Annotated in this window: 22 protein-coding genes; 10 read left to right on the top strand and 12 right to left on the bottom strand. The window is 73.0% G+C overall.

Annotated elements, in window-relative coordinates:
• Positions 1-47: 47 nt before the first annotated feature.
• From ABD352_RS36845 to ABD352_RS36835, 3 genes are all read right to left on the bottom strand, one after another.
• Positions 48-686 (bottom strand): HAD family hydrolase, encoded by a 639-nt coding sequence (locus ABD352_RS36845; protein ID WP_344617178.1) that lies wholly within the window; start codon positions 684-686, stop codon positions 48-50.
• Between the two features lie 70 nt (positions 687-756).
• Entirely contained in the window at positions 757-1941 is a 1185-nt protein-coding gene (locus tag ABD352_RS36840; RefSeq protein WP_344617177.1) for a hypothetical protein, read from the bottom strand.
• A gap of 32 nt (positions 1942-1973) precedes the next feature.
• Positions 1974-2537, bottom strand: a complete 564-nt coding sequence (locus ABD352_RS36835) for a TetR/AcrR family transcriptional regulator (protein ID WP_344617176.1) — start codon at positions 2535-2537, stop codon at positions 1974-1976.
• Between the two features lie 76 nt (positions 2538-2613).
• Here ABD352_RS36835 and ABD352_RS36830 point away from each other — a divergent pair, with 76 nt between their 5' ends.
• Positions 2614-3570, top strand: a complete 957-nt coding sequence (locus ABD352_RS36830) for an alpha/beta hydrolase (protein ID WP_344617175.1) — start codon at positions 2614-2616, stop codon at positions 3568-3570.
• A gap of 53 nt (positions 3571-3623) precedes the next feature.
• Positions 3624-4304, top strand: coding sequence for an FKBP-type peptidyl-prolyl cis-trans isomerase (locus tag ABD352_RS36825; RefSeq protein WP_344617174.1), 681 nt, complete (start codon positions 3624-3626; stop codon positions 4302-4304).
• Between the two features lie 97 nt (positions 4305-4401).
• On the opposite strand, the gene ABD352_RS36820 is transcribed toward ABD352_RS36825, so the two are convergent.
• Positions 4402-5169: a hypothetical protein gene (locus ABD352_RS36820; protein ID WP_344617173.1), complete on the bottom strand. Its 768-nt coding sequence runs from the start codon at positions 5167-5169 to the stop codon at positions 4402-4404.
• Between the two features lie 77 nt (positions 5170-5246).
• Between ABD352_RS36820 and ABD352_RS36815 the strand changes: the two genes are divergently transcribed.
• Complete coding sequence (locus tag ABD352_RS36815; RefSeq protein WP_344617172.1) at positions 5247-6521, top strand: lanthionine synthetase LanC family protein; 1275 nt, start codon at positions 5247-5249, stop codon at positions 6519-6521.
• A 28-nt stretch (positions 6522-6549) separates the two neighbouring features.
• Complete coding sequence (locus ABD352_RS36810) at positions 6550-6963, top strand: rhodanese-like domain-containing protein (protein ID WP_344617171.1); 414 nt, start codon at positions 6550-6552, stop codon at positions 6961-6963.
• 5 nt (positions 6964-6968) lie between these two features.
• On the opposite strand, the gene ABD352_RS36805 is transcribed toward ABD352_RS36810, so the two are convergent.
• From ABD352_RS36805 to ABD352_RS36780, 6 genes are all read right to left on the bottom strand, one after another.
• On the bottom strand, positions 6969-7193 hold the full coding sequence (locus ABD352_RS36805) for a DUF2804 family protein (RefSeq protein WP_344617209.1): 225 nt from the start codon (positions 7191-7193) through the stop codon (positions 6969-6971).
• A 58-nt stretch (positions 7194-7251) separates the two neighbouring features.
• The gene (locus ABD352_RS36800) at positions 7252-8682 is read right to left on the bottom strand and encodes a lectin (RefSeq protein WP_344617170.1); all 1431 of its coding nucleotides are present in this window, start codon (positions 8680-8682) and stop codon (positions 7252-7254) included.
• Positions 8683-8794: 112 nt separating this feature from the next.
• Entirely contained in the window at positions 8795-9244 is a 450-nt protein-coding gene (locus ABD352_RS36795) for a hypothetical protein (protein ID WP_344617169.1), read from the bottom strand.
• A 44-nt stretch (positions 9245-9288) separates the two neighbouring features.
• Complete coding sequence (locus tag ABD352_RS36790) at positions 9289-9597, bottom strand: hypothetical protein (RefSeq protein ID WP_344617168.1); 309 nt, start codon at positions 9595-9597, stop codon at positions 9289-9291.
• Positions 9598-9724: 127 nt separating this feature from the next.
• Positions 9725-10642 (bottom strand): ROK family protein, encoded by a 918-nt coding sequence (locus tag ABD352_RS36785; protein ID WP_344617167.1) that lies wholly within the window; start codon positions 10640-10642, stop codon positions 9725-9727.
• Positions 10643-10816: 174 nt separating this feature from the next.
• Complete coding sequence (locus ABD352_RS36780) at positions 10817-13222, bottom strand: glycoside hydrolase family 2 protein (protein WP_344617166.1); 2406 nt, start codon at positions 13220-13222, stop codon at positions 10817-10819.
• 181 nt (positions 13223-13403) lie between these two features.
• Here ABD352_RS36780 and ABD352_RS36775 point away from each other — a divergent pair, with 181 nt between their 5' ends.
• From ABD352_RS36775 to ABD352_RS36750, 6 genes are all read left to right on the top strand, one after another.
• Positions 13404-14429 carry a LacI family DNA-binding transcriptional regulator gene (locus ABD352_RS36775; protein ID WP_344617165.1) on the top strand — a complete coding sequence of 342 codons (1026 nt, stop codon included), beginning with the start codon at positions 13404-13406 and terminating at the stop codon, positions 14427-14429.
• A 565-nt stretch (positions 14430-14994) separates the two neighbouring features.
• Positions 14995-16308, top strand: a complete 1314-nt coding sequence (locus tag ABD352_RS36770) for an ABC transporter substrate-binding protein (protein ID WP_344617164.1) — start codon at positions 14995-14997, stop codon at positions 16306-16308.
• A 65-nt stretch (positions 16309-16373) separates the two neighbouring features.
• Complete coding sequence (locus ABD352_RS36765) at positions 16374-17306, top strand: carbohydrate ABC transporter permease (protein ID WP_344617163.1); 933 nt, start codon at positions 16374-16376, stop codon at positions 17304-17306.
• Positions 17303-18133 carry a carbohydrate ABC transporter permease gene (locus ABD352_RS36760; RefSeq protein ID WP_344617162.1) on the top strand — a complete coding sequence of 277 codons (831 nt, stop codon included), beginning with the start codon at positions 17303-17305 and terminating at the stop codon, positions 18131-18133. Before ABD352_RS36765 ends, ABD352_RS36760 begins: the two co-directional genes overlap by 4 nt.
• An 18-nt stretch (positions 18134-18151) precedes the next feature.
• A complete protein-coding gene (locus ABD352_RS36755) occupies positions 18152-19177 on the top strand; it encodes a LacI family DNA-binding transcriptional regulator (RefSeq protein ID WP_344617161.1) in 1026 nt (341 codons plus the stop codon).
• 17 nt (positions 19178-19194) lie between these two features.
• Entirely contained in the window at positions 19195-20205 is a 1011-nt protein-coding gene (locus ABD352_RS36750) for a LacI family DNA-binding transcriptional regulator (protein ID WP_344617160.1), read from the top strand.
• 18 nt (positions 20206-20223) lie between these two features.
• Here ABD352_RS36750 and ABD352_RS36745 read toward each other — a convergent pair whose 3' ends face one another.
• Both ABD352_RS36745 and ABD352_RS36740 read right to left on the bottom strand, forming a co-directional pair.
• Complete coding sequence (locus tag ABD352_RS36745; protein ID WP_344617159.1) at positions 20224-20835, bottom strand: LUD domain-containing protein; 612 nt, start codon at positions 20833-20835, stop codon at positions 20224-20226.
• 30 nt (positions 20836-20865) lie between these two features.
• Positions 20866-22131: an alpha/beta fold hydrolase gene (locus ABD352_RS36740; protein WP_344617158.1), complete on the bottom strand. Its 1266-nt coding sequence runs from the start codon at positions 22129-22131 to the stop codon at positions 20866-20868.
• Positions 22132-22165 lie beyond the last annotated feature (34 nt).

The following is a 22165-nucleotide window of genomic DNA, read 5'->3' as shown; positions in this document are numbered from 1 at the left end:
TCCCCGGGATCCCGCCCGATCCGCCGTTCCGCCGTTTCGCAACCGCCTCACGCGGCGGCGAGCAGGGCCTCCACGGCCTCGGCGACGGACCCGGCGGCGATGTCGGGGCGCGGGTCGGGCGCCGCGCCCGTCCGCGTGATCCACGCGGTGCGCAGGCCGGCGGCGGCGCCCCCGGCGATGTCGTGCGCCAGGCTGTCGCCGACCATCCACCCGCCGCCGTCCGCGCTCAGCCCGCAGCGCGCGGCGGCCAGCCGGAAGATGCCCGGGTCGGGCTTGCGCAGGCCGACGTCCTCGGAGATGCACCAGGCGTCGACGTGCCGGTCCAGGCCGGTGTTGCGGATCTTCCCGAGCTGGTTGCCGGTCGTACCGTTGGTCACGATCCCGACCCGCCAGCCCGCCGCCCGCAGCCCGGCCAGCGCGGCCAGGTCCTCGCCGCGGCACCGGACGAGCTCGGGCATGCGCCGCCGGTACTGCCGCCACAGCTGCTCGCCGGACGCGCCCAGCCCGAACCGGTCCCTGACAAGGTCGAAGAACCCGCCGCGCGGCCCCTCGTGCCGCGCGTCGGCGGCCACCAGCCAGGCGGCGTCCACGCCGTGCTCCGCGGCGAACTCCGCCGCCCACGCGCCGAACGCGAGGTCCCGCTGCACGAGCGTGTTGTCGAGGTCGAACAACGCGAGCAACTGCACGGCGGGACGCCCCTTACCACGTATCGTCGCCCGTTCATCGCACGACGAACCGTAGCAAGGGGCGGGCGGTTCAGCAGGCCGGTGCCGTGCCGCCGGTCGTGCCCGAGACGTAGGAGTGGCTGATGTACTGCCCGGTGCCGACCCGGTCCCACCGGGTGGTCGTGCCGTACGGCCCGGCGACCGACTGGCCGGTGACCCAGCACTCGATCGGCACCTGGGCGTACGTGGCCGCGTAGCCCTTGCTCGCGAAGGAGGTGCCGGCGCCGGCCCGGATGTTCAGCGGGCCGCTGCCGATGATGCCGCGCACCCCGCTGCCGGTCCACAGGTAGGCCACGTCGACCCAGGAGTTGTCGGTGAGCTGCAGGCCGTCCCAGAACACGCCGTCGGCGAGGTCGATGCCGGCCGGGTTCGCGACGGCGCGGCCGAACTGGTCCTTGCCGCCGTTGTAGCCGTCCTGGTACGCGGCCTGGGCCTCGGGGCGGCCCTGCGGCAGGTCCTTCCACGACTGGCGGGTGGCCGCCGGGTTCCAGTAGTCGTCGGTGGTGTTCCACGGGCCGACGTCCCAGACCGGGGCGAACTCGCAGCGGGAGCCGGAGGTGGTGCAGACCCGCACGGTGTAGTCGCCGGTGCCCTTGGGGGCCAGGCCGCGGCCCGAGGGCAGGGCCACGAAGTGGTCGCGGCTGGCGATGACGTGCCCGTTGGCCGTGGTACCGCCGACGAGCCCCTCCCTCGTGGCGTACACCCGGTAGACGTTGCCGGCCGCGGCGAGCCCGGCCGGCGGCGGCGGGCCTTCCACGGCCACCAGCGCGACCGCGGCGACGGCGGCGGAGGCGCCGGTGAGGACGATGCGCACCTGCACCGCCGGCACGTCGCGCGCGAGCGACGTGCCGGCCGGCGTCCACTCCGACCACGTGCCGTCGGGGGCCTGGCCGCGGTACTCGACGCCGACCCCGGTGGTGGCGCCGGTGGTGAGCGCGCGCACCTGGTTGACCGGCACCGCCAAGGGGTGCGGGGCGAGCAGCAGCATGCCGGAGACGACCGGGGCCCGCTGCCCGTCGGGCACCCGGGCCGGGTCGGCGATGCGCAGGGCGCCGGTGCTCCAGGCGACGTTGACGTCGTCGTCGTCGATCGCGGTCAGCGTCGCGAACCAGGTGTTGGCGGACGGCGGCTCCGGCGCGGCCGCGGCGGGGGTGGCCGCGGTGGCCACGATCAGCGCCGCGAGGCCGGATGTGACAAGTTTTCGGGGGGTCACCATGCGGTGAAGGAAAGCACCGATATCGATACTCGTCAAGATGTCATGGTCCGCAGCACCATCTCGACCAGGGTGTCCACGTCCGCGTCGACCATCGGCTCGCCGGTCATGCCCATCCGGTGCAGCAGCGTGCCGACGACCACGTCGATGAAGAACAGCACCCGCCGCTCCGGCTCGCCGAGCGCCTCCTGCAACGCCAGCCGGTACGGGTCCTGCAGCCGGGTGGACAGGATCTCGCGCAGCGCCGGGTCGTTCACCGCGTCGGTGAACACGCCCGCGAACGCGGCCCCGATGCCCGGCTCCCCGACCTTGCCCGCGATCCACCGGATCGCCCCCGCGAGCATCTCCTCCCGGCTCCCGCCCTCCAGCGGCGCCGGCCCGAACGCGTCGACGAGACAGGCGGTGATCAGCGCGCCCTTCGACGGCCACCGCCGGTAGATCGTCGTCTTGGCCACGCCCGCCGCGGCGGCGATGCGGTCGACGGTGGCGTGCGCGTACCCGAGCTCGTGCACCGTGCGCAGCGCGGCCGCGAAGACGGTGCCGTCGACCCCGGAGCGGGGGCGGCCGGGCGGGCGTGCGGGCGAGGTCGGGCTTGCCATGCCCACACCTTACCGAGTTATGCTACCTCTGGTATCGATACTAGAAGTATCGTAATTATCGCCCGAGGAGCCCGCCATGAGCCGCCCGCCGCTGGGAATCCGGATACTGAGCGCCCTGCGCTCCGAGCCCGACTGGTCGACGATGTCGGCCGAGCGCCTGGCCGCCTTCGCCGCCGCCGAGAACCGCAAGCGCTCGGCCCGCCTGACCCGCCTCGTCTCCGGCTTCCCCGACCGCGGCGCCACCATCGCCTGGCAGCGCCTCGACCTGCCCGGCCGCGCCGTCCCGGTCCGCGTCCACCGCCCGGCCGGCCACGACGCACCCCTGCCCCTGGTGCTGCACATCCACGGCGGCGGGTTCGTCGGCACGGCCACGCAGAGCGACTGGATCAACAGCCATCTCGCCGCCCACCTGCCCGCCGTCGTCGTCTCCGTCGAGCACCGCCTGATTGCCCCATCGGTACCGCTCGCAGCCGCCGTCGACGACGGCTGGGACGTCCTGCGGCTCGTGCTGGAACACGCCGGGCAGTGGCGGATCGATCCGTCGAGGGCCACGGTCTTCGGCGAGAGCGCGGGCGGGGCGGTCGCCGCCCTGTGCGCCCTGCGCGCCCGCGACGCCGGCCTGCGCCTGCGGGCCCAGGTCCTGGTCAACCCGGCCGTCGACCTGACGGCCACGGCCCTGGACTACGCCTCCGTGCGCGAGCACCCCGACAGCCCGACCCTCACGGTCGCCACGGTGCGGTTCTTCCGCGAGCTCGCCGTCCCGGAGGGCACCGACCCGCGGCCGCTCTCCCCGTTGTACGCCGACAGCCTCCGGGACCTGGCCCCGGCCCTGGTGGTGGTCCCCACCCTGGACCCCCTGGCCGACCAGGGCCGCCGCTACGCCGAGCGCCTGCGCGCGGCCGGCACCCCGGCGGAGCTGACCGAACACCCGGGCGCGGTGCACGCCTTCGTGAGCATGCCGGGCGTCGTGCCGCAGGCGAAGGCCGCCCGCGACGAGATCACCGGCTTCCTCCGCGCCCGCCTCGCCGCTTGAAACGGGCCGCACGGGGACACGGAATCGCGGGGTCATCGGTGTACGGTGTGCCGGTGAACGAACGGATGCGCACCGCTACCCCCAAGCGCCCGGGCGCCGAGCCGCCTGCCCGCACCAAGGCCGACAAGCGCGCACTGGCCAAGGCGGCCAAGGCTCGGGCGGTCCGCGCCGCCAAGATCCGGCAGGCCCTCACCATCGCCGGGGCCGCGGTGGCCGTCGTGGTGATCATCGTCGCGCTGGCGCTGTGGGGACCGTTCGGCGACTCCGCTCCGTCGTCCACCGCGACCGCCTCCGGCGCGGCCACCACCGAGGCCGCCGCCCCGACCACGGCCGCCGCCTTCCCGCCCCTGCCGCCGGACGCCGACCCGGCGCTGGCCAAGAAGCCCGAGGTGAAGGCCGGCGGCGGCAGCCTCACCTCACTCGTGTCGAACACCCTCATCGAGGGCAAGGGCGAGGCCACCAAGTCGGGCCAGACCATCACCGTGAACTACGTCGGCGTCAGCTACGCCGACGGCAAGCAGTTCGACGCCTCCTGGGACCACTCCCAGCCGTTCAGCTTCCAGGTCGGCGGCGGGCAGGTCATCAAGGGCTGGGACCAGGGCCTCATCGGCGTCAAGGTGGGCAGCCGCGTCCAGCTCGACATCCCGGCCGCGCTGGCCTACGGCGAGAACCCCGGCGGCGGCCGCCCGGCGGGAGCGCTGCGCTTCGTCGTCGACGTCCTGGCTGCGAGCTAGCTGGCCGTTGGCCGGAGTTCACCGGGGGTTCGCTCGGCGCCCACCGTGAACCCCGAGGCTGCTCAGGGAACGCATTCGCGTTCGTCCTGAGGAGCCGTCAACCCGGGGCGGGCAGGTCGACGCACAGGCGGGTCGGGAACGCCGGCTCGACCGAGGCCACCTGCCCGCATCCGGGGCCCGTGCTGCCCGAGACCGTCGTCCAGCCGTGGCCCTCGGCGAAGCGCATGAAGTACCGCCGGATCGTCGTCCTCGGCGTGCACCCCGGCCGGCCGCCGGCGCCGCACGCCACCGGGTCGTCCGGGACGGTCATCACCAGCCAGGTGCCGTCGCACGCCTCGACGCTGCCCTGCGAGTGCCGGGACACGTCGAGCCCCCGCACGGCGGCCCGCACCCAGGTGCTGTCGCAGTGGTCGGCGGGCGGGTCACACCCGAGCTCCTTGTCGCATTTGCGGTACTGCGCCCCCGCCGGCGTCCACGCCTCCTCATTGAGCACGAGCATCCGTTCGCCGAGCGGCGCGGGGGCGGTGAGCGTGGCGACCCCGGGTGCCTTGGACGGGCACCCCTTCACGACGACCTCCTGCACGACGCTGGCGTACACGCGCCCGTCCTCCTCGGTGTACCGGTCGATCTTCGGCTCGCGCGAGCAGCCCTCGCGACCCGTGGCGACCTCGACGTCGACGAGGGCGGTGCGCGCGTCCGGTCCCGGCCGCACGCCGGTGACGGTGACGGCGAAGGTCCCCCACTCCGGCCGGCCGGGGTCCACGGTGGGCTCCGCGGAGCCGCCGGGCCCGCCGGGGCCGGTGCCCGGCTTGGCGCAGCCGGCGGCGAGGAGCAGGGCGGCGGCGATGATCGGGACGCGTCGCATGCCGGACAGTCTGCCGGGACGCGCCGGGCCCGGCATGGGTCTCGATACTCAATGTGCGACTGAGTACCGTTGCCCGGATGTACAGGGAACTCGGCGAGGCGGCCTGGGGGTGGGTGCTCGGCCACATGCGCGATGACGACGGCCCGTGGCTGCCCGAGATCCCGCCGGCGGACGCGCCGGCCGGCGACCGCGACTCGCTGTACGCCGGGATCGCCGGCCTCGCCCCGGTGCTCGCCGAGATCGCCCTGACCCGCCCCTGGACCGCCGCCGAGTCGGACCTCGCCGGCGCGATCGTGGCGCGGCTGTCCCGGCAGGCCGCGACCCGCGACGAGCCCTCCCTCTACGACGGGCTGGCCGGCGACGTCACCGCCCTGCGGCTGCTGGCGCCGGGCACCGAGCGGGTGGCGCTGGAGCGCCTCGCCGCGCTGCGCCGGCCGGGCGGCTGGGACAGCACGCTCGGGGTCGGGCCGGGCGGGCCGCTGACCGACGTGGTGGTGGGCACCGCCGGGATCGTCATGGCCGCGGTGTGGGCCGGCGACCGGGGGCTGGCCGAGCACGGCGGGGAGGCGCTGCTGGCCGTGGCCGAGCAGACCGGCGCGGGCCTGGACTGGCGGATGTGGCCCGGGCACGCGTCCAGCATGCCGAACTTCTCGCACGGCACGGCCGGGGTCGCGTCCGCCCTCGCGGTGGCGGGGAGGTTGCTCGGCCGCGAGGACTTCACGGCCGCGGCCGAGCGCGGGGCCGAGCACCTGGCCGCGATCGCGTCGCTGGACGGCGGCGGGTTCGTGGTGGAGCACACCATCCCGGAGTCGACGCGGGACGTGGAGCCGGTGACGTACACCTGGTGCCACGGCCCCACCGGCACGTCCCAGCTCTTCGCCGCCCTGGGCCGGGACGACCTTCGCCGCCGCTGCCTGCACGCCGTGCTGACGTCGGGCGTGCCGCAGCGGCTGCGGCCCGGGTTCTGGGACAACGACGGGCGCTGCTGCGGTACCGCCGGCGTGGGCGACGTCCTCATCGACGCGGCGCAGGACGCCGCGGACGGCACCGCGGCGGCGGCCTGGGCCGGGGCCCGGCGGATGGGCGACGCGCTCGCCGAGCGGGCGATCCGGGACGGCAACGGGGTCTGCTGGCGCTTCGTGGAGCACCGGGTGGACCCGCCGCTGCTGCCGCCGCGCACGACGTGGATGCAGGGTGCGGCCGGGATCGCCGCGTTCCTGCTGCGCCTGGACCGGGTCGGCCGCGAGGGCCTGGCCGCGCCGGTGGTCGACCGGCCGGACCAGTTCTGGACCGTTCCCGAGAAGCTCCGGACCGCTTCCGTTGCGTTCCCGGGAACCAACGGGGCAGCATGAACCTCCCCCGGCGGGGCAGAATCGCGCCATGACCTTGACGACATCCATCGGCATCGATCAGGTGCTCGCCGAGTCCCGGGCCGGAGTCCGGCGGTACACGCCACTGGAGGCGGAGGCGGCCCGGCGCGGGGGCGCGCTGCTCGTCGACACCCGCACGGAGACGCAGCGGGCCGAGACCGGCGAGCTGCCGGGCGCGCTCGTCATCGACCGGACCGTGCTCGAGTGGCGGCTCGACCCGGCCGGCGACGCGCGGATCCCGGAGGCGACCGGCTACGACGTCGAAGTGATCGTGGTGTGCCGGCAGGGCTACAGCTCGAGCCTCGCCGCCGAGAGCCTGCGCCGGGTCGGCCTGCACCGGGCGACCGACCTGGCCGGGGGCGTGGAGGCGTGGCTGGCGGCTGGTCTGCCGCTGCACCGCGGGCCGGCCGACGTGCGCCGCTGAGCGCGCTACCAGCGGTTGCGGGCCTCCTCGGCCCAGCCGGTGAGGCCGTCGAGGTCGACCCGCTCGCCGTCGTCGGTCTCGGCCCAGCCGGTGAAGTGGCCGAAGCTGGCGATGACGCCGAGGTTGGTCCGGGCGACCCGCTCGTGGAAGGGGTGGAACTCGGCCTCGACGCGCTCGCCGGCGATCCGCCACGGGCGTAGCCAGTCGCCGCGGTCGTAGGTCCAGCGCAGCTCTGCGCCACCAGCGCCGGGCGGCGGTGCCGGTGGGCACCGCCGCCCAGATCATGGGTCAGGGCAGGACCCAGTTCTGGTTGGTCTGGCCGTTGCAGGTCCAGATCTGGATCTGGGTGCCGTCGGCGGAGTTCTGGCCGGTCACGTCCAGGCACTTGCCGGTCTCGGGGTTGACCAGCGTCTGGCCCGCCCGGGACCACTGCTGGTGGGTGTTGCCGTTGCAGTCCCACAGCTGGACCTTGGTGCCGTTGGCGTTGACGCCCCCGGTCACGTCGGCGCACCAGCCCAGGGCCCGCAGCGAGCCGTCGCCGCCGACCGTCCAGCTCTGGGCGCTGGTGCCGTTGCAGGTGTACAGCTGGATCTTCGTCCCGTTGGCGGTGGCGGCCCCGGCGACGTCGAGGCACTTGCCGGCCAGGCCCTTGATCGGGCCGGTGCCCGCCGGCGGGGTGGTGCCGCCGCCGAAGTGGATCTCGCCGCGGTTGAGCACCCGGGAGTCGTAGTAGGTGCGCTTGATCTCGTTGTTGGTGTTCCAGGCCGGGTCGGTGAGCCAGCTGATCCAGACGCTGAAGAACGTCCAGCGCGGCTGGGCGCTGACGGTCTCCGGCGTGGGCACGGTGCCCACCTCGGACAGGCCGATCGGCTTGCCGCCGGCGATGCCGAGCATGGCGTTGTACCAGGCCTGGGTGGGTTGCTTGTTGACCCAGGCGTCCATGGTGGCGACGTCGACGTAGGAGGCGCCCGGCCAGTAGTCGGCCACGTGGCTCTCGCCGCCGGCGACGTCCTTGAGGTTCCACACCCAGACGAGGTTGCTCAGGCCCTTGGTGCCGGCCAGGTAGTCGTGGGTGATCTGGAAGAGCTTGCGGCTGCCGTTCGCGCCGGGGCGCCCGCCCCACCACGACCAGCCCTCGTTCATCTCGTGCTGCGGGCGGAACAGCACGGGGATGCCGTTGTTCTTCAGGTCCTGCAGGTACGGCACCGCCTCGTCGAGCCGCCGCTTGAACGCGGTGTTGAGGGCGCTGCCGTCGGTGACCAGCTCGTTCCACTGGGCGTCGGACAGCTTGCTCTCGATGGCGCCGTCGCCGTAGTCCCAGTGGCAGGACTGGCCCACGGTCGGCGGGCACATGTGCCAGACGAGCGCCGGGATCGAGCCGGCCGCCCACACCGACTTCGCCTGCGCGATGACGGCCGGCCGGGCGTTGATGTCGGCCTGCTCGAAGGCGAAGTCCCCGGCCCACTCGCCCGGGTACTCCCCGGTGATGTCGTGCACCTTCTGCTGCCAGGTGTTCGGCGCCGAGCTGGGCCCGTCCTGCTGCCCGGAGATGATGTTGTGCCCGGAGATGCTCTGCAGGTAGTTGACGACGTCGGCGGCCGTGGCGGTGCCGCCCGGCGTCGGTGCGGCGGCGGCCGGTGCGCTCAGCGCCGCCCCGGACACTGTGAGGGCGACGGCGACGGCCGCCAGGCCGGCCCCGACCCTGCGTACAGGTCGCATGGCTGATGGTCCTTCCGGTTGCTGTCATGGCGGTTTCAGCAATTGCTGAACCGAGTAAGACAGCTAAAGAAAGTTAAGTCAACCGATGCGTAGGGCCGTGGCGTGAACCGAGTCAGCGATAGCTGAGGTCGAGCGTGTCGTGGTGGCCGGGCCAGTCGAGGCGCAGCCGCCAGCACCCGGCCCGCGGCAGGTCCAGGATCGACGGCCCGGGCCCGCCGGCCACGGTGCGCCGCGCCGTCTCGCCGCCGCCGTCGAGGGTGGCGTCGATGACGAGGTCGCCGGGGGCGGCGTCCGCCTTGGCCGCCCACAGCACCTTGTTCGCCATGCCGTCGGCGCGGTCGGCGGTGAGCGGCTGCCCGAAGAGCACGGCGACGATCTCCCCGCGGTCGCCGAGCACGTGCGGCACGGCCGACGATCCGGTGAACCCGCCGCGCGCCCACTCGGGCAGCTCACCGCTGTCGACGGGCGACCCGCAGCCGCTGCGGACCGGGGCGGGGCTCGCTGCCTCGGTGCAGCCCGCCAGTGCGAGCAGCGGGACCAGGACGATAGGCAGAAGTCTCACGTCAGGTGCGAGCCCCGGGCGCGGCCCCCGGTTCCCGTCCTGGTTCAGCTCCGCTTGATCCGGACGACGACCTCGGCGTCGGTGACCTTCTGCACGGAGATGTCGAAGCCCTGCGCCTGGGTGGAGCCGTCGACGGGGACGCTGACGGTGGTGCCGCCGACGTCGAGCTTGACCGTGCCGTTGTCGACGCCGACGAGCTCGACCTTGAGGCCGAGCACGGACGACTCGGCCTGCACGCCGCGGTCGAACGTGACGGTGCAGGCGTCGGTGGTGCAGTCGACGTTGTCGGAACTGCAGGCGGTGAGGCCGCCCAGGGCCAGGACGAGAGCCACGGCGAAGGTCGCGATCTTCATGTGGCCCGAGTCTAACCGTGACGCGCAACTGTACGGTCGGCCGCCGTCTGCCCCTGGAGTTTTCCAGCCTGTCCCCTTCGGCCACCTGACCACGACGGAAACGCGGGCCACGCTCGCCGGGCCCGGGTCATGCACCCGGCGCGTGCAGGCGGGCCAGCGCAGCAGCCCCGAACAGCCCGGCGTCCCGGCCCAGCGTCGAGGGCTCCACCCGCAGCCGCCGCAGGAAGGCCATGCCGTCGCGGGCCAGCAGCGCCCGCCGGATCGGGGCGAGCAGCGTGTCCCCGGCCGCCGCCACGCCGCCCCCGACCACGACCCGGTCCAGGTCGAACAGCGCCGCCGTGGTGAGCAGCCCGGTGGCCAGCGCCTCCGCGGCCCGGTCGAAGGCCGCCTGCGCCACCTCGTCCCCGGCCCGGGCCGCCGCGGCCAGGGACCGCGCGTCCGCCGGGGAACCGGGCGGCAGCGTCCAGCCCTGCCCGGCCGCCCAGCGCACCATCGCCGGGCCGCTGGCGAAGGTCTCGACGCAGCCGACGGCCCCGCACGGGCAGGGCTCGCCACGCGGGTCGACGGTGATGTGGCCGATGTGCCCGGCGTTGCCGGTCGGCCCGAGGTGGGGCCGGCCGTCGAGGACCACGCCGCCGCCGATGCCGGTGGAGACCACGATGCCGAGCAGCGCGCCGGCGCGGTCGCGGGCCGTCCCGCGCCACCACTCGCCCAGGGCCATGCACTGGGCGTCGCCGGCCATGACCACCGGTACACCCGGAAGCCGGTCGCCCACGGTGGCGGCCAGCGGGAAGTCGCGCCAGGCCGGAATGTTGACGGGGCTGACGGTGCCGCGCGCCCGGTCCAGCGGCCCGGCGGTGCCGATGCCGGCGGCCACCACGCCGGCGGGGTCGGTGGCGGCGATGACCCGGCCGAGCACCTCGGCGGGGTCGGCGCCGGCGATCGCCTCCTCGGCGCGGGCGCACACCGTCCCGTCTTCGTCGATGACGGCGGCCGCGAACTTGGTGCCGCCGATGTCGACGGCGAGCACCCTCGGACCGTTCATGCCGGAACCTCCGCTTCGCTCCGGTCCCGGCCTGAACCGAACCTGTGCCTGTTGTCCGCGGCCCCTCCGCTTCGCTCCGGACCGCTCATGCCGGAACCTCCGCTTCGCTCCGGTCCCGGCCTGAACCGAACCTGTGCCTGTTGTTCGCGGCCCCTCCGCTTCGCTCCGGACCGCTCATGACCGGTCCTCGTTGACGCAGCGCAGCACGGGGTGGGAGATCAGCGCGACCCGGTCGAGGCGCTCGTCGGCCCGCACGGTGAAGGTCACGCGGTCGCCCGGCAGGAGCGTGACGAGCTGGTCGTCCACGGTCGCCGACGGGTGCAGCCGGTCCGGGAAGAGGGCCAGCTCGCGCACCACGGTCTCGGCCGTGACCGTGACCGCGTGGCCGCCGGGCACGTCGGCGACCTCGACCTCGAACGCCGCCGGCGGGTAGGCGACCTGCGGGTCCTCGGCGAAGAACCGCAGGTCCCGCCGCCCGTCGAACTCGGCGACGAGCACCTCGCGGGCCGGGTCGGCGGCGTCGGCCAGGCCCGGCGGCAGGGGCGTGAACGCGACCGCGCGGGGCGCCGCCGTCACCGGGACGGTGGCCTCGTCCAGCACCGTGCCGTCCAGGCCGCGGCGGGTCAGGCGCAGCGTGCCGGCCCACGGCTCGGCGTCGTCGTTGACGGCGGCGACCCCGTCCTCGTGGAAGGTGAGCAGGCGGGGGGCGTAGGCGCGGCGCAGCTCGTACCACAGCGGCTTGCGGCGCCGGGCGCCGTCGATCGCGGCCCAGGACGTGACCGGCCAGCAGTCGTTGAGCTGCCAGACGACCGTGCCCATGCAGTACGGCATGAGCGCCCGGAACCGGCGGACCCCGAACGACATCGCGCGGGCCTGGTTGAGCTGCGTCCAGTAGTGCCAGTCGTCGAACGTCTCCGGCCGGGGCAGGTGCGCGCCGAGGCCGGTCAGCAGCTTGAGGTTGCCCTCGATGGCCTTCTGATGGTGTCGTACGCCGGGCGAGTCCGGCGCCAGCGGATCGTCGGACACCGCCGAGCGCAGCGTGGCGTAGGCCGGCGGGCCCTGGAAGCCGAACTCGGCCACGAACCGGGGCGTGTAGTCGGCGTAGTGGGTGTAGTCCCTGGAGCCCCAGACCGTCCAGATGTGGATGGTGCCGGTCGCCGGGTCGTGCACGTCGCGGTCGGGGGCGCCCGAGTAGGGGCTGCCCGGCCAGTACGGGCGGCCCGGGTCCAGCTCGCCGGCCAGCCGCGGCAGCAGCTCGTAGTAGAAGCCGGCGCCCCAGCTGCGCCCCTCGAGCTCGGCGGGCCAGCCCCAGTGCTGGTGGCCCTCGATGTTCTCGTTGTTGCCGCACCACAGCACCAGGCTCGGGTGGCCCATGAGCCGGGCGACGTTGTCGCGCACCTCCGCCTCGACCTCGGAGGCGAAGGGCTCCTCCTCCGGGTACGCGGCGCACGCGAACGGGAAGTCCTGCCAGATGAGCAGGCCGAGCCTGTCGGCCAGGTCGTAGAACTCGTCGGACTCGTAGACGCCGCCGCCCCACACCCGCAGCGCGTTGGCGCCGGCGTCGATCGCCTGGCCGAACCGCTCGCGCAGGTCCGCGGCGGTGGTGCGGGCGGGGAAGGTGTCGTCGGGGATCCAGTTGAAGCCCCGGACGAAGACCGGCTCGCCGTTGACGATGATCCGGAAGGCGTCCGGGTCCAGCTCGACGCTGCGCAGCCCGACCCGGCTCCGCCACTCGTCGTCGGCGGCGGTCACCACCAGGTCGTACAGGTGGGCCTCGCCGCGGCCGCGGGGCCACCACAGCCGGGCGTCGGGCACGTCGACCCGCAGCGTGGTCTCCTGCTCACCCGGCGCGAGCTTGCCCTCGACCCGCACATTACCGACCGCCGCGGCAACCTCGACCGCACCCTCGGCGACCCGCTCGATGCGGACCGTGACGTCCACGCCGTCGCGGCGGGATTGCGGGCGGACCTCGGCGATGCGCGCGCCCGACCAGGAGTCCAGGCCGATGGCGCGCCAGATGCCGGCGGTCACCAGGGTCGGGCCCCAGTCCCAGCCGAAGTTGCAGGCCATCTTGCGGATGAACGGGTAGGGCTCGTCGTACGGTCCGGGCCGGGCGCCCAGCCGGGCCGCCTGTTCCTCGGCGTAGGCATAGGGGGCGGTGAACGCCACCGTCAGCACGTTGTCACCCGGGCGCAGCAGGCCGGTGACGTCGAAGCGGTGGCGGCGGTGCATGTTGCGGGTGCGCCCCACCTCGGTGCCGTTGAGGGTCACGGTGGCCACGGTGTCGAGGCCGTCGCAGGCGAGGTCGACCCGGTCGAAGCCCTCCGGCTGCCATTGGAACGAGGTCGTGTACGTCCAGTGCGTACGCCCGATCCAGCCCAGCGCGAGCTCGTTGGCGTCGTGGTAGGGGTCCGGGATCAGCCCGGCGGCCAGCAGGTCGGTGTGCACGCACCCCGGCACCGCGGCCGGCACGGCGGCGAGCGCCTCCGCGGGCGGCCGCACCCACGCCGGGTCCCCGGCGGTCTCGGCGGGAGTCCCGGCGGCGGCCAGCGTCCAACCTTCGTGCAGCGAACGGTACATGATCGACCCCTGACAGTGACGAACCGAGGACTAAACCGAGTAAGCGCGCTCAAGGTAGCGAGCCGAGCTGCGGCTGTCAACGCGCTCGATGGCGACAGGGGCCCACCTCCGGGGCTAGCATCGCCTGAACCGGTTCGGCCATGCCTGAACCGAGAAAGACCAGCGACAGGCAGGGGCCCGAGTGAAGCGACCGACGATCGCCGACATCGCCCGCGAGGCCGGGGTGTCCAAGGGCGCCGTCTCGTACGCGCTCAACGGCCGCCCGGGCGTCTCCCCCGCCACCCGGGAGCGCATCCTGGAGGTGGCCGGCCGGCTGAACTTCCACGCCGACAGCAACGCCCGCGCCCTGGCCGGCGCCAAGGCGAGGGTGGTCGGCCTGACCCTGCAGCGCCCGCCGAGCACCCTCGGCGTCGAGCCGTTCTTCATGGAGCTGATCAGCGGCCTGGAGCTGGAACTTTCACGCCAGTCCTACGCCCTGCTGCTGCAGATGGCCTCCGGCCGCGACGAGGAGCTCGCCTTCTACCGCCGCTGGTTCGCCGAGGGCCGCGTCGACGGCGTGCTGGTCTGCGACGTGCGCACCGGCGACCCCCGGGTGGCGGCGCTGGAGGAGCTCGGCGTGCCCGCCATCGTCATCGGGCCGCCGGACGCGAGCGGCGGCCTGCCCTGCGTGTGGTCGGACGACGCCCAGTCGATGGTCGAGGCGGTGGAGTACCTGGCCGCGCTGGGCCACCGCCGCATCGCCCGCGTCGGCGGCATCGCCGAGTTCGCCCACACGGCCATCCGCACGGCCGCGTTCACCGAGGTCGCCGCCCGCCTGGGCCTGACCGAGACGACCACGATCCCGGCCGACTACAGCGGCGAGTCCGGCGCCCGCGCCACCCGCCGCCTGCTCAGCACCCCGGACCGCCCGACGGCGATCATCTACGACAACGACATCATGGCCGTCGCGGGCCTGACGGTGGCCCATGAGCTGGGCATCTCCGTGCCCGGGCAGCTGTCCATCATCGCCTGGGACGACTCCCCGGTGTGCCGGCTGCTGCACCCTCCGCTGACGGCGCTGACCCGCGACATCGGCGCGTACGGGGTGCGCGCCGCCCACCTGCTGCTGGCCGCGATCGCCGGCGAGCCGGTCGCCAGCACCCACGGGGCGCCGGCCCACCTGAGCCCCCGCGGCAGCACCGCCCGCCTACAGCCCACGACCGCCTGACCCCGCCCAGCACCGCCACTCCCCCATCCGGACCGCACCGACGCCACCACCTCGGCCGACGCCGCGCACCCCACACCCCGGCACCGCACCACAACCCCAGCTCCGCCGCCAGAACCGCCCACCGGCACCGCATCACAACCCCTGGCCCCGCCGCCAGTCCAGCCCGTCGCCGCGGCGCCCGACCACCGGCACCGCCGCCCACCACGCACCCCGCCGATCGTCCCGCACCCCGCCAACCGCCCGCCTCCGTATCCCCGCGCGCCGACCGCCACCTGCACGAACCCTCTCCGCCCTTACACACCCGTTCCGCCCCCGCCTTGCCGTGCGCTACACCTCGCGTGCCCGATAAATCCGATAAATCAGGACAGCGCAGATGCCCGGATTTATCGGCACAAATCCCCACGCACCGGAGCACCGGATCGATCACCCAACCACGCACGACGGGCGCTCGAAGCAATGGCCGACGTGTAACGGTTCGGTAAAGGGGGCTTTACCCTCGCCGCGCGGCGGTGCCATATTGCGGTCGCTTCACTAAAACGCTTTAGGCACCCGAATGGAGCACCCCATGATCAGACGTACGTTCGTCGCGGTGCTGGCCGCCACCGCCCTCGCGGCGGCCGCGTGCGGCGGTTCGAGCAGCAAGTCCGGGACGTCCGACGACGCGCTCTCCCCGACCGACCCCGCCACCGTCTCCGGCGACATCACCGTGCTGACCAACCGCACCGACCTGGTCACCGACGGCACCATGCAGAAGTACGCCGACCAGTTCAAGCAGCTCTACCCCAAGGTCAACGTCAAGTTCGAGGGCGTCACCGACTACGAGGGCGAAGTCAAGATCCGGATGAACACCGAGAACTACGGTGACGTCCTGCTGATCCCCAACACGGTGTCCACCGACGACTACCCGAAGTACTTCGCCTCGCTCGGCTCCGCCGCGGACGTCAGCGCGAAGTACAGCTTCACCGACAAGGCCAAGGTCAACGACAAGATCTACGGCGTCGCCGGGTTCGCCTACGTCAACGGCTTCGTCTACAACAAGGACGTCTGGAGCCAGGCCGGCGTCACCGAGTGGCCGAAGACCCCCGAGGACTTCATCGCCGACCTGCAGGCGATCAAGAGCAAGACCAGCGCCACGCCGTACTACACCAACTACCACGACGGCTGGCCGCTCAGCTCGTGGTCCTCGGTCGTCGGCTCGGTGAGCTGCGACCCGAAGGCCAACGACAGCCTGGTCAGCACCGACCCCTGGGCCGACGGGCACGACCTCGGCGTCGGCGACACCCTGCTGTACAACATCGTGAAGAACAAGCTGTCCGAGGCCGACCCGACGACGACCAACTGGGAGGACTCGAAGGGCGCGCTCGGCACCGGCAAGATCGCCACGATGTGGCTCGGGTCGTGGTCCATCGTGCAGATGCAGGACGCGGCCAAGAAGGCGGGCAAGGACCCGAGCGTGATCGGGTACATGCCGTTCCCGAAGCAGGTCGACGGCAAGTTCTGCTCGGTCGTCGCCCCGGACTACCAGTACGCGATCAACTCGCACTCCAAGAACAAGGCCGCCGCCCGCGCCTGGTTCGACTGGTTCATCGACAAGTCCGACTCGGCCGCGGTCAACCAGGCCGTCTCGGCGGTCAAGGGCGCCCCGATGCCGCCCGCACTGCAGCCGTTCAGCCAGGCCGGCGTGAAGTTCATCGAGCTGTCCCAGGCCGAGGCGCCGAAGCTGACGAAGATCGACAACGCCTCCGAGGTCGGCATCAGCAAGCCCGACTACCGGCAGAAGATCGTCGACACCGCCCGCGGTGCCGCGCCCGGCGACCTCAAGGGCATCTTCACCGACCTGTCGAAGCGCTGGACCGAGGCCGCGAAGACCGCCAACTGAACCGACGTGGCGGGCCGGCCGAAAGGACGGCGGCCGGCCCGCCACCCTCCTGGAAGCAGGTACTGATGATCGACTCGATGGCCGACGCCCCGCCACGGCCAGGGACCGCGCCACCGCGCGGCGGCGCGCCAAGGCGCATCACCGAACTGATAGCTCCGTGGATCTACCTGCTCCCGGCGATCGCGCTGCTCGTGGTCTTCACCTACGTCCCGGTGGGCAGCATGGTGGGGTACAGCTTCACCAACTGGGACGGCCTGAACCCCGACCCGGCATTCGTCGGCGTCGACAACTACACCCAGCTGTTCACCAGGCCCGAGCTGTTCGGGGTGTTCTTCGTCAGCCTCTACTACCTCGCCGCCGCCGCGGTGCAGATCGCGCTGGCGCTGTACTTCGCCTTCATCCTCAGCTTCAAGCTGCGCCTGCGGAACCTGTTCAAGGGCATCCTGTTCTTCCCGTACCTCATCAACGGCGTCGCCGTCTCGTTCGTCTTCCTGTACTTCTTCCGCCCGCACGGCACCCTGGACTCGGTGCTCGCACTGTTCGGCGGCCACCCGGGCAAGCTCTGGCTCGGCGACCCCGACCTGGTCAACTGGTCGCTGTCCGGCGTCTCGGTCTGGCGGTTCACGGGCCTGACGTTCGTGCTCTTCCTCGGCGCGATCCAGTCGATCCCCGGCGAGCTCTACGAGGCGGCCGAGCTCGACGGGGCCAACCGCTGGCACATCTTCCGGCACATCGTCGCCCCCGGCATCCGGCCGATCATCAGCCTGAGCGTCATCCTCGCCGTCTCCGGCTCGCTGTCGGTGTTCGAGATCCCGTTCGTGATGACCGGCGGGGCCGGGGACAGCAAGACGTTCGTGATCCAGACCGTGAAGCTCGCCTTCCAGTTCAACAAGTTCGGGCTCGCCTCGGCCGCCGCCGTCGTGCTGCTGCTCGTGGTGCTGCTCGTGACGTGGCTCCAGCGCCGCCTGGTGCCGGATGAGAGGACCGACCTGACATGAGAGTCCGCGACGCCGTCGCCGGCACGTTGAAGTACCTCTCCCTCGTCGGCGCCTCCATCGTCGTGCTGCTGCCGCTGGTCACCGTGTTCATCACCTCGCTCAAGACGCCGGAGGAGGTGGCCCAGGGCGACACGCTCGCGATGCCGCGCAACTGGCTCAACCTGCACAACTACGCCGTCGCCTTCGACAAGGGCCAGATGCTGACGGCGTTCGCGAACACGGCGGTCATCCTGGCCGTCACCATCGTCGGCACCGTGTTCGTCGGCACGCTCGCCGCGTACGCGATCGACCGGATGCGGTTCCGGTTCAAGAAGCTCGTGGTGGCCGCGTTCCTCGTCGCCACCCTCGTGCCCGGGGTGACCACGCAGGTGACGACGTTCCGGGTGGTGAACACGCTCGGGCTGTTCGACTCGCGGTGGGCGCCGATCCTGCTGTACATGGGCACGGACATCGTCGCCATCTACATCTTCGTGCAGTTCATGCGCGGCATCCCGGTCTCCCTGGACGAGGCCGCCCGCCTCGACGGCGCGTCCACCTTCAAGATCTACCGGTCCGTGATCCTGCCGCTGCTGCGCCCGGCCATCGCCACGGTCGTCATCATCAAGGGCATTTTCGTGTACAACGACTTCTACATTCCATTTCTCTACATGCCCTCGGAAGGGCTCGGGACGATATCCACCTCGCTGTTTCGGTTCAAGGGCCCGTTCGGTGCGCACTGGGAGACCATCTCGGCCGGCGCGGTCCTGGTCATCGTGCCGACGCTTATCCTGTTCCTGCTGCTGCAACGATTCATCTACAACGGCTTCACGTCCGGCGCCACCAAGTAACCAGCACAGGGAAACCCGTTGAAACGCCCCACCATCAGCGACATCGCGGAGGCCGCCGGCGTCTCCATCGGCGCCGTGTCATTCGCGCTGAACGACCGGCCCGGCGTCTCCGCGTCGACCCGGGAGCGCATCCGGGCGATCGCCGACGAGATGGGCTGGCAGCCAAGCGCCGCCGCCCGCAACCTGTCGGCGGCCAAGGCCGAGGCGATCGGGCTGGTCATCGCCCGTGACGCGGCCACCCTGGGCGTCGAGCCGTTCTACATGAAGTTCATCGCCGGGCTGGAGACCGAGCTGTCGGCGACCGGCACAGCCCTGGTCCTGCAGGTCGTCGGCGACCACGACCGGGCGATCGAGGCGCTGCGCTCGCTGTGGGCGGCCCGGCGCATCGACGCCACCATCCTCACCGACCTGTGGGTGAACGACGAGCGGGTGGCCGCACTGGACCGGCTCGGCCTGCCCGGCGTGCTCGTCGGCCACCCCAGCGTCCGCCCGGCCGGCTCCAGCGTCCCGGCGGTGTGGAGCGACGACGCGTCCGCGCTGACGGAGGCCGTCAACTACCTGGCCGGCATCGGCCACCGGCGCATCGCCCGGGTCGGCGGCCTCACCACCCTGGAGCACACCCGCATCCGCACGGCCGCGTTCCGGGCCGCCGCGCAGCGCCACGGCCTGGCCACCGCCGAGGTCGTCGACACCGACTACACATGGGAGGCCGGCGCCTGGGCCACCGAGCGCCTGCTCACCGCGGCCGACCCGCCGACCGCCATCACGTTCGACAACGACATCATGGCCACCGCCGGCCTGCACGTGGCCCGCAAGCTGGGCCTGGACGTCCCCGGCCGGCTGTCCATCGTGGCCGGCGACGACTCCCAGCTGTGCGAGATGGCCTACCCGGCGCTGAGCGCCCTGGCCCGCGACGTGCACGCCTACGGCGCCAACGCCGCCCGCGTGCTGCTGTCCCACCTGGCGGGCGCCCCGCCCGCGGACTTCCAGGACGCCACCCCGCGTCTGCTGCTGCGGGACAGCATCGCACCGCCCGGCGACTGACCCGATACGCTTCTCGGATGGCGGGGCGGCGTCCGACGATGAGCGACATCGCGAGACGCGTCGGCGTGTCCAGGGTCGCGGTCTCCTACGCCCTCAACGGCCGCCCGGGCGTCTCCGACGACCTGCGCGAGCGCGTCCGCGAGGTGGCCGAGGAACTCGGCTTCACCGCGCACCGGGCCGCCGTCGCCATGCACGGCGCCTCCGCCGACGTGGTTGGCCTGGCGCTGCGCCGCACGGGGGCCGCCCTGCGCGCCGAGGTCTTCCGGCGCCAGTTCATCGCCGGGCTCCAGATGGAGCTGTACGGCAGGAGCTTCGGCCTCGCCCTGCAGTTCGTGGAGGGCCCGGACGAGGAGATCGCCCTCTACCGCCGCTGGCACGCCGAGCGCCGCGTCGACGGCGTCATCCTCTGCGACCTGCTCGTCGACGACCCCCGCCTCGACGCCCTGCGCGAGCTGGGCCTGCCGGCGGTGGTAGCCGGCGGCTCCGCCGAGCTGCCGGGCCTGGCCAACCTGTCCACCGACGAGCAGGCCGGCGCCACCAAGCTGGCCGGCTACCTGTGGTCCCTCGGCCACCGCCGGGTCGCCCGCGTGACGGGCCCGCCGGAGCTGGCCCACACCCGGGCCCGCACCGACGCCCTGGCCGGCACCCCGCTGCCCGACATCCGCACCGTCGCGTCCGACTACACGGGTGAGTCCGCCGCCCAGGCCACCCGCCGCCTGCTCAGCGCCCGGGACCGCCCGACCGCGATCATCTACGACAACGACCTGATGGCCCTGGCCGGCCTGGGCGTCGCCGCGGAGATGCACCTGGCCGTCCCGGCCGACCTGTCCATCCTGGCCTGGGAGGACTCCCCCCTGTGCCAGCTGGTCCACCCGGCCCTGACCGTCCTGCAGCGCAACATCACCGACTACGGCATGCGCACCGCGCGACTGCTGTTCGAGCTGCTGGACGGGCGCCCCCCGCGGAGCGTCCGCTACGGCAACGCGGTGCTGGCCGTCCGCGACAGCACCGCGTCGCCGCCGGCCTAGCGCCTGCTGCAACAGGCGCTAGAAGCCGATCGGCCCGCGCAGGAGCAGGACCGTGGCGCGGCCCGGGTGGACCTCCTTGTGCATGACGAGCAGGCGGCCCACGACGCTGGGCACGCCGTAGGCGGCCCTGGCCCGCTCGGACTCCAGGGGCAGGCAGTGCTCGTCGACGCGGCGCAGGGCCGTCTCCAGGTCCGGCACGATCTTCTGGGCGCCGGCGATCCAGATGGCGTGGCGGGCGCCGCCGGCGTACGCGGGCAGCTGGCTGCCGGTGGCCGAGGCGACGACCAGCGAGCCGGTCTCGGTGACCGCGTGGACGCTGCCCATGACGTAGTCCGGCGTGGCGGTCAGGCGCCGGATCTCGTCGGCCTCGGTGGCCCGGTCCATGGCGAGCACTTTGGCGCGGACGCCGAAGTAGCGCTCGCCGGCGTTGATGTCGGCCTCGATGCTGGACAGCCGCAGCGTCTCACTGGCGCCGGTGAACACGCTCGCGCCCTGCGGGATCAGCTCGGCCACCCGGGACCGCGCGGCGGCGGCGTCGGGCAGGATCTCGGTGGCGAAACCATTGGCGCGCAGGGCCTCAGCGGCGCGGTCGAGGCGCTGCGCGGTAGCGGTATCAGCGAAGGAAGTCATGCCGTACCGACGACGGAGCTTCGACAAATGTCAGGCGTCGCCCCTCGCGATGGCGATCAGGCGGTCCAGGACGGCGCCGGCGCTCACGCGCATGCCGTCGTGCTCGTGCTCGTTGGTGACCCAGACGCGGGTGCCGCGGATGGCGGCGGCGGTGCGCAGGGACAGGGTGCGGTCGACGTACATGTCGTCGTGGTACACCGCCGCCGCCACCGGGACCTCGTTCGCCGCGAGCACGGCCGGGTCGTACAGCACCGGCCAGGACGGGCGGGCGGCGATCAGCTCGGCGGCGTCGCGCAGCGGGATCAGCGCCGGGTCGAGGTCGAACTGCCAGGGGTACATCATCTCACCCGTCAGCAGGACCGGGCCGCTCGCGTAGTTGTCGAATGCCGCCGGGCGCAGGCGATGGGCCGCCCACGCCGTCGCGCCCGGACCCTGGGCGTAGATGGACTCGTGCAGCACGGCGTAGAGCGGGGCGGCGGCCAGGCTGAGGCGGTGCTGTACCTCCTCCAGAAAGGCGTCGCCGAGGACTCCCGGCGCGTCGAAGGCGTCCTCGGTCAGGTAGTGCAGCTCGTGGGAGCCGGACAGCCCGCCCAGCGCCCGGCCCAGCGTCTGGAACGCCGGCGCGGTGAGGCGGGCGCCGCCGGGCAGCCGGACGTCGTGCTCCAGCAGGTGGGCCACGATCGCGCGGACGGTCTCGACGTCGCCGGGGTACCGCGCGTAGTGCGCCACGTTCTTGGCTGCCACGTGCGGGTACGTGGCCCGGTACACGTCCTCGGCGCTCGCGCTGAGCCCCGGCAGGCCACCGGCGATGAGCACCTCGCGCAGCCCGTGCGGGGCGAACGACAGGTACGTCACCGCGCAGAACCCACCGAAGCTCTGCCCGAGCACGCTCCACGGCACGTCCCCGAGCAGCCGGCGCCGCACCAGCTCGGCGTCGCGGACAATGCTGTCGGCCCGGAAGTGCGACAGGTACTCGGCCTGCGCCTCGGCCCCGCCGCGGCGCAGCAGTGAGTGCCGGTTGACCCGCGTGGACCGCCCGGTGCCGCGCTGGTCGAGCAGCAGCACCCGGTAGTCCCGCAGCGCCCGATCCAGCCAGGCGTCCCGCCCGACCGGCCGCGGCGAGGCAAACCCGGGCCCGCCCTGCAGGAACAGCAGCCACGGCCGCTCGACCCCGTCCGCTGCGCCGACCTCCCGCGCGAAGAGGCTGATCGTCTCGCCCTCAGGATCGTCATGGCGCAGCGGTACGTCGAACAGGTGCTCGGTAACCACGGTCCCCGGCTGCCGGTAGGTGCTCACGCCCCCACTATGCCCGCACCCCTGGGAGACTCCG

It is taken from the genome of Dactylosporangium salmoneum, assembly GCF_039532525.1.
Classification (GTDB): domain Bacteria; phylum Actinomycetota; class Actinomycetes; order Mycobacteriales; family Micromonosporaceae; genus Dactylosporangium; species Dactylosporangium salmoneum.
The sequence above is the reverse complement of the archived record's forward strand: the minus strand, read 5'-3'. Positions and strand labels throughout refer to the sequence as shown.

Bases quoted from the DNA above. Each gene is read 5' to 3' on its own strand.
- ABD352_RS36840 (WP_344617177.1), bottom strand. From the start codon at position 1,941: ATGGTGACCCCCCGAAAACTTGTCACATCCGGCCTCGCGGCGCTGATC.
- ABD352_RS36835 (WP_344617176.1), bottom strand. From the start codon at position 2,537: ATGGCAAGCCCGACCTCGCCCGCACGCCCGCCCGGCCGCCCCCGCTCC.
- ABD352_RS36830 (WP_344617175.1), top strand. From the start codon at position 2,614: ATGAGCCGCCCGCCGCTGGGAATCCGGATACTGAGCGCCCTGCGCTCC.
- ABD352_RS36820 (WP_344617173.1), bottom strand. From the start codon at position 5,169: ATGCGACGCGTCCCGATCATCGCCGCCGCCCTGCTCCTCGCCGCCGGC.
- ABD352_RS36815 (WP_344617172.1), top strand. From the start codon at position 5,247: ATGTACAGGGAACTCGGCGAGGCGGCCTGGGGGTGGGTGCTCGGCCAC.
- ABD352_RS36810 (WP_344617171.1), top strand. From the start codon at position 6,550: ATGACCTTGACGACATCCATCGGCATCGATCAGGTGCTCGCCGAGTCC.
- ABD352_RS36800 (WP_344617170.1), bottom strand. From the start codon at position 8,682: ATGCGACCTGTACGCAGGGTCGGGGCCGGCCTGGCGGCCGTCGCCGTC.
- ABD352_RS36790 (WP_344617168.1), bottom strand. From the start codon at position 9,597: ATGAAGATCGCGACCTTCGCCGTGGCTCTCGTCCTGGCCCTGGGCGGC.
- ABD352_RS36785 (WP_344617167.1), bottom strand. From the start codon at position 10,642: ATGAACGGTCCGAGGGTGCTCGCCGTCGACATCGGCGGCACCAAGTTC.
- ABD352_RS36780 (WP_344617166.1), bottom strand. From the start codon at position 13,222: ATGTACCGTTCGCTGCACGAAGGTTGGACGCTGGCCGCCGCCGGGACT.
- ABD352_RS36770 (WP_344617164.1), top strand. From the start codon at position 14,995: ATGATCAGACGTACGTTCGTCGCGGTGCTGGCCGCCACCGCCCTCGCG.
- ABD352_RS36765 (WP_344617163.1), top strand. From the start codon at position 16,374: ATGATCGACTCGATGGCCGACGCCCCGCCACGGCCAGGGACCGCGCCA.
- ABD352_RS36760 (WP_344617162.1), top strand. From the start codon at position 17,303: ATGAGAGTCCGCGACGCCGTCGCCGGCACGTTGAAGTACCTCTCCCTC.
- ABD352_RS36750 (WP_344617160.1), top strand. From the start codon at position 19,195: ATGGCGGGGCGGCGTCCGACGATGAGCGACATCGCGAGACGCGTCGGC.
- ABD352_RS36745 (WP_344617159.1), bottom strand. From the start codon at position 20,835: ATGACTTCCTTCGCTGATACCGCTACCGCGCAGCGCCTCGACCGCGCC.